Source organism: Thalassospira alkalitolerans, from assembly GCF_002115745.1.
Taxonomy (GTDB): Bacteria; Pseudomonadota; Alphaproteobacteria; order Rhodospirillales; family Thalassospiraceae; genus Thalassospira; species Thalassospira alkalitolerans.
Genome location: NZ_JFKB01000024.1, coordinates 46,779 through 56,170, shown reverse-complemented (window position 1 = coordinate 56,170; position 9,392 = coordinate 46,779). Strand labels below are relative to the sequence as shown.

Annotated in this window: 6 protein-coding genes and 1 tRNA gene; 5 read left to right on the top strand and 2 right to left on the bottom strand. The window is 51.9% G+C overall.

The window, feature by feature from the left end; translation table 11 throughout:
* Positions 1-31: 31 nt before the first annotated feature.
* Together TALK_RS20520 and TALK_RS20515 are read right to left on the bottom strand one after the other, a co-directional pair.
* Positions 32-105 (bottom strand) — tRNA-Cys (locus TALK_RS20520).
* Positions 106-264: 159 nt separating this feature from the next.
* Positions 265-2,703: a methyl-accepting chemotaxis protein gene (locus tag TALK_RS20515; RefSeq protein ID WP_169715084.1), complete on the bottom strand. Its 2,439-nt coding sequence runs from the start codon at positions 2,701-2,703 to the stop codon at positions 265-267.
* 483 nt (positions 2,704-3,186) lie between these two features.
* Between TALK_RS20515 and TALK_RS20505 the strand changes: the two genes are divergently transcribed.
* From TALK_RS20505 to TALK_RS20485, 5 genes are all read left to right on the top strand, one after another.
* On the top strand, positions 3,187-3,840 hold the full coding sequence (locus TALK_RS20505) for a protein-L-isoaspartate O-methyltransferase family protein (protein WP_085621030.1): 654 nt from the start codon (positions 3,187-3,189) through the stop codon (positions 3,838-3,840).
* Between the two features lie 56 nt (positions 3,841-3,896).
* A complete protein-coding gene (locus tag TALK_RS20500) occupies positions 3,897-4,220 on the top strand; it encodes a rhodanese-like domain-containing protein (protein ID WP_085621029.1) in 324 nt (107 codons plus the stop codon).
* Between the two features lie 143 nt (positions 4,221-4,363).
* Positions 4,364-5,716 carry a TolC family outer membrane protein gene (locus TALK_RS20495; RefSeq protein WP_085621028.1) on the top strand — a complete coding sequence of 451 codons (1,353 nt, stop codon included), beginning with the start codon at positions 4,364-4,366 and terminating at the stop codon, positions 5,714-5,716.
* Positions 5,717-5,801: 85 nt separating this feature from the next.
* Positions 5,802-6,455: a DUF2497 domain-containing protein gene (locus TALK_RS20490; RefSeq protein WP_339858025.1), complete on the top strand. Its 654-nt coding sequence runs from the start codon at positions 5,802-5,804 to the stop codon at positions 6,453-6,455.
* Positions 6,456-6,547: 92 nt separating this feature from the next.
* Positions 6,548-9,214, top strand: coding sequence for a valine--tRNA ligase (locus tag TALK_RS20485; protein ID WP_085621026.1), 2,667 nt, complete (start codon positions 6,548-6,550; stop codon positions 9,212-9,214).
* Positions 9,215-9,392: the final 178 nt, after the last annotated feature.

The following is a 9,392-nucleotide window of genomic DNA, read 5'->3' as shown; positions in this document are numbered from 1 at the left end:
TTGCTCTACCAACTGAGCTATGCCGGATCAGTGGAGGCGCGAGCCGGAATCGAACCGGCGTGCAAGGATTTGCAGTCCTCTGCGTAACCACTCCGCCATCGCGCCTTAGCGTTGGCTGGCCGGTGTATAGCCCTATCGAATGTAACCCGTCAAGCTCCCAATTTTACATTTTTGGGCCAAGCGCTTGCGAGATCACCACAAAGCAAAGAGGCCGCCCGGATAAATGCGCCGGGCGGCCTTGTTCTGGGGTAATTCAGACGGGTATCAGCCCGCTGGTTTGCCGCTTTTCTTTTCAAGCCATGGGCCAAGAACTGTTTCACGTTCCTTGGCCGGGGCGAAATCAAGATTGGCGATTGTATTTAGTGAATTCTCGACTTCGAACGCCAAAGTGATGTTCGGGCCATCAATACGAACCGTACCCTTGGTGCCGGGTTTGATCGGTTCCGACAGATTGACCTTGGCACCGCCTTTGGAAATATCAAGCGTTTGTCCTTTGAGCGTTTTACCGGCAATCGTCACAACAATGCCAAGCTGAAGGTCGTGGCGCGGATCTCTGCGTCGGTTGACATCCGGGCTGGCGGTGCGAACGATTCGAACAAGGCTTGCGCGCAGCTCGGCAATGCTGTCATCGACTTCTGCGGCAATCTTGTTCATTTCTGATGCACGGTGCAGGTTTTCATCCGCTTCACGGGCGACATCACCGATCTTCTCGGTTACTTCGTTTGATGCAGACGCGGTCTGAACCACGTTACGGGCGATTTCCTGAGTGGCGTCGTCTTGTTGGCGCACATTTATTGCGACATTCGATGCCACTTCGTCAATGCGACGCACGCTGTCTGTCATTTGCTGAACAGTGGCGACAACCGATCCGGTAACATTCTGGATATCACCCAGCTGGCGGGTGATTTCCTCGGTCGATTTGGCCGTCTGGTTGGCAAGGTTTTTAACTTCCTGTGCAACAACGGCAAACCCTTTGCCGGCATCGCCTGCACGTGCGGCTTCGATCGTTGCGTTCAATGCCAAAAGGTTGGTCTGGGCGGCGATGTCACTGATCAATTCGGCAACTTCACCGATCTTGTCCACGCTGTCTTTAAGGGACATTACGGTTTTTTCGGCACTTTGACCGGCTTTGTTGGCCTCGGCGGTGATTGTGGTTGCTTCGTCAATCTGGCGGGTGATTTCGCGGATCGACGCGGCAAGTTGCTCGGATGCGCCGGAAACGGTTTCGGCGTTTGCAAGGGCTTCGTGGGCTGCGGCGGCAACACTTTCGGAGTTGGCCGAAACGCGTTCGGACGATCCTGCCATGTCGCTGGCCGATGCATTCAGGCGGGCTGTCTGATCAATGATCGACTGGACAACTTTTTGAAGCTCTTTTTCGACGGTTTCGGCCAGTCCGCGAAGGGCGCCGACGCGCTGTTCGTTGGCTTTTGCTTCATTTTCTTCGCGTTCGAGTATCGCATAACGAAGTTTGGCCTGTAAGGCGCGAAGCTGTTGTGTGATTGGTTTGAAATCACGAATGTCGGGCATCGCAATAAAGTGTGCCATGTCATTTCTGCCGATGGCTTCGAAATGGGCTTCCATTGCATTCAATGGTTTGCGGAATTTTCGAACCAGCAACAAGCCATAGACAACAGTCATCAATATGGCGAACAGGATCAGGATCGCCTCGATCGTGACCGACATATAGAAGTTTTTGCCAGCGGCAGTCACTTTTTCGGCAGCGATTTCATTCTGAAGGATCGACAGGGCTGCAAGCTGTTCCGTTAGCGGATCAACTTTTTGATAAAGTTCGTTTTTAATAATGGCATCAAGCGCATCGTTATCCTTGGCGACAAAGGCCTTGCGCAGTCGGACAACAAGCTCGTCCGCAATAATCGACAAGGACTTGATTTTCTCGAAAAGAGGTTTCTCTTCTGGGCCAAGTTCATGCGTCGTATATTCTTTTAGACTTTCATGGATTCTTTCTTCAGCTTTATTGATGCTTTCAATGCCTTCTTCCCAGCTAAAATTGCCGTTCCGGACCTTGTGCGAGGCATCGACAATAAACACACCATAATCGTCCGAAATATGTTTCAGCATATTCAACGGACGCAGGCGGTTTTCATATATGTTTTCCAGTGACTTTTCGATCTGGTATTCGCCCCAAAGCCCATAGCCACTGAGAACCAGCATAAACAAAACCATTGTCCCAAAGGCAATGGAAAGGCTGCCCTTGATACTGGACAGAAAGTTCGAAATTCCCGCTTTGGTACCGGTTTCAACGATCTCGCCAGCATCAAGCGCATAGCCACCTTTGCCTTCGCGAAAACCGGCATATACCGCTTCAGCGTGTTTCTTTTCGGCATCGCCGGGTTTGGATCGGATCGAAACGTAACCGGTTGTTTCGCCGTCTTCGACCACCGGGGTCACGTTGGCGCGGACCCAATAATGGTCGCCGGTTTTGGTCCGGTTTTTGACAAGTCCCTGCCAGGGAAGGCCAGCTTTGATTGTTGCCCAAAGATCAACGAAGGCAAGCTTGGGCATGTCCTTGTGACGGACAATATTGTGTGGAGAGCCGACCAGCTCATCCTCGTCAAAGCCGCTGATTTCGACAAATGGCTTATTGGTGAACTCGATTTTCCCACCGGTATCGGTTCGAGAGACCAGGATATCCTGATCTTTCATAACGACTTCACGGTTCGTCACTGGACCGTTGTCACGCATGGCAATAAATGACCCCCACTGTTTCATGTCATGTCGGGACGGCCGTTTCCTTGATCGGGCTATCCCTGTGCAGGTTATATCCAATAGTATAGTATTTTCATGCTATCGAATAGATTGCTGCGCAATAATGCTGGTTGCACGGTAGAATGTCGTTGCACGCCTTGCTGTTTACAAGACTGACAATGTTATATTTTTGTCGCGATTATGCATGTTTCAAGGTGTCTTTTTGCGAAAGGCGTTTGTCTTTATTGCGATGAAGCGCAGGCAATTGATATCGGTTGAAGTGGGGGCGGGAAATTACGTCCTGTGCGTTTTTTGCGTCATTACAACGGGTTTTGGCGAAGATATTGCCACCATGTCATTGATCCGTTGTTGTCAGTTGCCCATGTGCTGACTATAAACAGGACAACATCTGTGACGCGGTTTTGAGGACAAAGGTCGCGTGCAGGCTTTTTCTCGCGAGAACTTTCAGGTCAGATAATCATGGATTACAAAATCGCGCGCCATAACATGGTAGAAAATCAGGTTCGGACCAACAAGGTCACCGATCCCTTGGTCATCGCTGCGATGGAGGAAGTTCCGCGCGAACTGTTCCTGCCGGAAAACAAGCGTGGCATTGCCTATGTCGATGAAGATATTCCGGTTGGTGGCGGTCGCTATGCGATGGAACCGATGGTGATTGCACGCCTGATGCAGGAAGCTGGAATCGCCCGTACCGATGTGGCGCTGGTGATCGGGGCCGGTTTTGGATACACCGGAGCCGCCATTTCACGGGTTGCCGAAACGGTTGTTGCCGTTGAAAGCGACAAGGATATGGCAATGGCGGCCGAAAAGGCATGTCAGGCCCTGAATTATGACAATGTGATTGTTGTCGAAGGCGATATTGGCGCGGGTTATGCCAAACAGGCACCTTATAATGTCATTGTTTTTGATGGTGCTGTGGCTGAAGTGCCAAACACCATTCTTGATCAGCTTTCCGAAGGTGGTCGGATGCTGGTTGTTGTGCATGCGCCGGGCAAGGTCGGGATTGCGCGTTTGTATGAACGCGAGAACGGCGTTGTCGGCCATCGTGATCTTTTCGATGCGAACATTCCTTATCTTCCGGGGTTCGAGCCGGCAGAAAGCTTTGTGTTCTGATATGACGTTATTTTGCCCGGGTAACCCCGGGCAATTTTTGTAACCGGGGCAGGTTAATGGTGCGCGATCTTCGATGCAGTGAATTGTCTGCCAGTCTGGAAGCCGCCGATCCGATTGCGCTGGTTGACGTGCGCGAAGACTGGGAAGTCGAAATTTGCGCAATTGACGGTGCTCATCATATCCCGCTTGGTGATCTGATGGGGCGGGTCGGGGAACTTGACCCGGAAAGCCCGGTTGCGCTTCTATGCCATCATGGTGTTCGTAGTCGCCATGCCGCGATCATGCTTGAAGATCGTGGATTTAAACATGTTTTTAATGTCGCGGGCGGTATAGATGTTTGGGCGCTCGAAATCGATCCGGAAATGATACGCTACGATTGATATCGTGACGGATGAAAAGTCGGCCAATTTTATTTTTTCTGTGTCAAATGCCTCTTTTCTTGGAAATTTTTCGTTCCGTCGTTACCATATGCGAAACTGTGCCGGGGTCGGGACTTGGTGTAGGATCTTACAAGGGTAGATAAATGTTAAAACGGTTCTTGCTGACCTGCAGTATTTTGGCCACTGGTGGCATTGTTGCCCATGGCGCTTCTGCAGAGAGCCTTGAGGACGCTTTGATCAAGGCATATCAGAGCAACCCGACGCTGGAAGCCGGTCGGGCATCGCTGCGTGCTTCAGATGAAGAAGTTTCGCAGGCATTGTCAAACTGGCGTCCGAGTGTTTCACTTTCGGGTGAAGCAGGGATTCGCGAATTCAATACAGAAGTAAACAGTAACGAAACCGATAATAGCCTGACGCCTTATACGGTCGGACTGGATTTGACGCAGCCGCTGTATCGTGGCGGTCGGACTGTTGCGCAAACGGATCGTGCTGAATCACGTATCCGTGCGGCACGTGCATCGCTTCGTTCAACTGAACAGGACGTGATGTTGCAGGTTGCAACGGCGTATTTTAACGTTTTGCGTGATACGGCCGTGGTCGAGCTGAACCAGAACAACGTTCGTGTTCTTGAACGTCAGCTTGAAGCAACACGGGATCGTTTCTCGGTTGGTGAAGTTACCCGTACCGACGTATCGCAGGCTGAAGCCCGTCTTGCCGGTTCCAAGGCGGATTTGATTTCCGCACAGGGCAGCCTGGCCAATACGCGCGCCCAGTATGAACGTCTTGTGGGTAACAAGCCGGACAATCTTGAAATTCCGAATTCGCTGGCCGGTCTGCCGACCAGTGTGACGGACGTTCTGACGATTGCCCAGGAACAGCATCCCGACGTTGTTCAGGCGCAATATACCGAAGATGCGGCTAAATCCGACATCCGGTTGAGTGAAGGTGCGCTTTATCCCGAAGTCAATCTGACGGCGGGTCTTCAGCGTGCACACGAGTCAACGACCGAAGATCTGACATCTGACAGTGCCGAAGTTCTGGCAACGATTTCTGTGCCGCTTTATCAGAAGGGTGCCGTTTATTCATCGGTTCGCGCCGCCAAACAGACCGCTGGTCAGGCCCGTGTTCAGATTGATGAAGCCCGTCGCGCGGTTATTGAAAACGCCACCAGTGCATGGGAAACGCTTGTCACAGCACGTGCAAGCATCGAGTCACAGCAGGCACAGGTGTCTTCCGCCGAGGTCGCCCTTGATGGCGTCCAGCGTGAAGCATCGGTGGGGTCGCGTACCGTTCTTGATGTTCTCGATCAGGAACAGGAACTGTTGCAGGCCCGTGTGAACCTTGTCGGTTCGCGCCGTGATGCAGCGGTTGCTGAATTCCAGGTCAAGGCGGCTATGGGTGCCTTGAATGCCCAGGTTCTTGGCCTTCCGGTCGAAGTATATGACACTGAATCCAACTACAATAAAGTCAAGGATCAGTGGTGGGGATCGGATTGATCTGAATACAGACAGGGCCTTCGGGCCCCGTCACACCTCGGGGAAAGGTCGGTTCGGTAATGAAATCTAGTGCGGAAGTTAAAACATGAGTGACGGTCAACAAGAACCTTCAATGGAGGACATCCTCCAGTCCATCCGCAAGATTCTTGCTGATGAAGGGGAAGATGAGAAAAAAGCTGCTCCTGAACCTGAACCGATACCGGAGCCAGAACCTGAGCCGGAACCTGAGCCGGAACCGGAAATCGAAGAAGAAATTGACGAGCTTGTTCTAGATGACGAGCCCGAAGAAATCGAATTTGACGAAGAACCGGAAGAACTCGAACTTGATGAGCCAGAGGAAGAACTCGAACTCGACGATATGCTCGATTTCGATGAAACCCCGCAAGAAGACGAGTTCGAGGAGCCTGAACCCGAACCCGAGGTAATTGAAGAGTTTGATGAGCCAGAACCGGCAATGCCGGCGGTTTATCAAGAAGATGATGAAGATGACGAGCCGCTGATTTCGCGTAATACCGAAAACACGGCCACCGGCACCATCTCGGATTTGGCGCAAGCTGTTGCAAAGAAACGTGCCGTTGCTCTTGGACTGAATGCAGGGCACATCACGTTGGAAGACTTGGTGCGCGATATGCTGCGTCCGCTTCTTAAGGAATGGCTTGACGAAAACTTGCCTTATATGATCGAACGCCTTGTGAAAAAGGAAATCGAGCGGATTGTGAGCCGCGCCGAAGACCTCTAGGCGAGCCGAAAATCGATTTAAAGCGGCGCGCCCCAACGGTGCGCCGCTTTTTCTTTTTGTATTTTATAAAACCCGCAGCGGATCAAAAGACCATGTTGGAGAAGACATACAGCCCGGCCGACGTTGAAGGCAGACTCTACGATAAATGGGAAAAATCGGGGGCTTTTGCCGCTGATCCGGCATCGAAGGCCAATCCCTATGTCATTATGATGCCGCCGCCCAACGTTACCGGTAGCCTCCATATGGGGCATGCGCTGACGTTTACGTTGCAGGATATTCTGGTGCGTTATAACCGGATGATGGGCAAGGATGCGCTGTGGCAACCGGGCACCGACCACGCCGGTATCGCAACCCAGATGGTTGTTGAACGCCAGCTTGGCGAACAAAATGTTACGCGCCATGACCTTGGCCGTGAAAAGTTCGTCGAAAAGGTCTGGGAATGGAAAGAAGAATCTGGTGGCACCATCACCAATCAGCTCCGCCGTCTTGGCGCATCGCCCGATTGGCCCCGTGAACGTTTCACCATGGATGATGGTCTTTCGGCTGCGGTGCGCAAGGTTTTCGTGACCCTGCATAAACAGGGTCTGATTTACCGCGACAAGCGTCTGGTTAACTGGGACCCGAAACTTCTGACCGCGATTTCCGATCTGGAAGTCGTTCAGAAAGAAGTCAAAGGCCATTACTGGCACTTTAAATACCCGATTGAAGGCAAAGAAGGCCAGTTCATCACGGTTGCGACCACGCGCCCGGAAACCATGCTGGGCGATACCGGCGTTGCCGTTCATCCCGATGATGAACGCTACAAGGATCTGGTCGGTCAGTATTGCATTCTGCCGATTGTGGGCCGTCGCATTAAAATCGTTGCCGATGAATATGCCGATCCGGAAAAAGGATCGGGTGCGGTTAAAATTACCCCGGCACATGATTTCAATGACTTCGAAGTCGGCAAGCGCAATGATCTGGAAAAGATCAACATCATTGATGACCATGCCTGCATCAATGAAAATGCGCCCGAGGAATACCGTGGTCTGGACCGTTTCAAGGCGCGCGAACTGATCGTTGCCAAAATGGATGAACTGGGACTTCTTGAAAAGATCGAAGACACCGTTCACATGGTGCCTTATGGCGACCGTTCAAACGTTGTGATCGAGCCGTATTTGACCGATCAGTGGTTTGTGAATGCCGAGGTTCTCGCCAAACCGGCAACCGAGGCGGTCGAAGATGGCCGGATCAAGTTTGTGCCCAAAAACTGGGAAAACACTTATTTTGAATGGATGCGCAACATTCAGCCATGGTGCATTTCGCGCCAGCTTTGGTGGGGGCATCGCATTCCCGCATGGTTCGGCCCGGACGGTGAAATCTTTGTCGAGGAAACCGAGGAAGAAGTCCGTGCCGCGGCCAAGGCCCATTTCGGCAAGGATGTTGAACTGACTCAGGAAACTGATGTTCTTGATACTTGGTTCTCGTCGGCACTTTGGCCGTTTTCGACTCTTGGTTGGCCGGAACAAACCCCGGAATTGAATAAATACTATCCGGGCGATGTGCTGGTAACCGGCTTTGACATCATCTTCTTCTGGGTGGCCCGGATGATCATGATGGGTATGCATTTCATGGATGGCAAAGTGCCGTTCAAGGAAATCTATATCCATGCGCTGGTACGTGATGAACACGGTCAGAAGATGTCAAAATCCAAGGGAAACGTGATCAACCCGCTGGAAATCATTGACGAATATGGCTGTGACGCCTTGCGTCTGACCCTGACCGCACTGGCCGCACAGGGCCGCGATATCAAACTTGCCGCATCACGCGTCGAAGGGTATCGCAACTTTGCGACCAAGCTTTGGAATGCGGCACGCTTTGCCGAGATGAACGAATGCAAACCGGTGGATGGTTTTGACCCGGCATCGGTCAAATCAACGCTGGCGCGCTGGATCGTGGGTAAAACCGCCGAGGCTGCTAAAACCGTGTCATCTGGGATTGAAAGCTATCGTTTTAACGAGGCCGCAAACGGTGCCTATCAATTCGTCTGGGGCACATTCTGTGATTGGTATCTGGAACTGGCAAAACCGGTTCTGATGGGCGACGACGAAGAAGCCAAAACCGAAATCCGCGCCGTTACCGCATGGGTTCTTGATCAGATCTTGCTGATCGTGCATCCGATCATGCCCTATATCACCGAAGAACTTTGGGAAAAGACGGCGGATGCGCGTGAAACGCTTCTGATGTCGCAGGCTTATCCGCAATTCGACGATACCTTGATTGACCGTGCCGCTGAGGCCGAGATTGATCTGGCGATTCGTCTGATCGGCAATATCCGTGGTGTGCGTTCAGAAATGAACGTCCCGCCATCTGCCGAAGTTCCGATCTTCCTGGTCGATGCAACGGACGCCATGAAAGCCGCTGTTACCGCGCAGGAAGCCCAGGTCAAGCGTCTGTCACGTGTTGCGACGGTTGAATTCAAGGGGCAGGGCGACGTTCAGGCGATTGCCAAGGGCGCTATTCAAACCGTCGTTGACGGTGTGACGGTGTTTGTCTCGGTTGCTGATTTCATTGATGTTGCGGCGGAAAAGTCGCGCCTTGAAAAAGAAATCGACGGCAAGAACAAATACATCAAAGCGCAGGAAGGCAAGCTTTCCAACGAACGCTTTGTCAGTCGTGCCCCGGAACATATCGTGGCGACCGAAAAGGCCAAGCTTGAAGAAGCCCGCGATACCCTTGCCAAATTGCAAGAGGCCTATGACCGCATTGCGGCGATGTAAAATCGATCAAAGATGATCGGGTTTAAGGGCCAATCCATCGGATTGGCCCTTTTGCGTTGTTGCTGTGATAGCTAGCAAATAATGACAAATACAAAATTTGAAATTCATCCTCGCCAGATGGGCAAAATCGCATAAATTGGCGCTTATCCTGTTACCGTTACCTTGTGCTTCGGACAGG

Bases quoted from the DNA above. Each gene is read 5' to 3' on its own strand.
- TALK_RS20515 (WP_169715084.1), bottom strand. From the start codon at position 2,703: ATGCGTGACAACGGTCCAGTGACGAACCGTGAAGTCGTTATGAAAGAT.
- TALK_RS20505 (WP_085621030.1), top strand. From the start codon at position 3,187: ATGGATTACAAAATCGCGCGCCATAACATGGTAGAAAATCAGGTTCGG.
- TALK_RS20500 (WP_085621029.1), top strand. From the start codon at position 3,897: ATGGTGCGCGATCTTCGATGCAGTGAATTGTCTGCCAGTCTGGAAGCC.
- TALK_RS20495 (WP_085621028.1), top strand. From the start codon at position 4,364: ATGTTAAAACGGTTCTTGCTGACCTGCAGTATTTTGGCCACTGGTGGC.
- TALK_RS20490 (WP_339858025.1), top strand. From the start codon at position 5,802: ATGAGTGACGGTCAACAAGAACCTTCAATGGAGGACATCCTCCAGTCC.
- TALK_RS20485 (WP_085621026.1), top strand. From the start codon at position 6,548: ATGTTGGAGAAGACATACAGCCCGGCCGACGTTGAAGGCAGACTCTAC.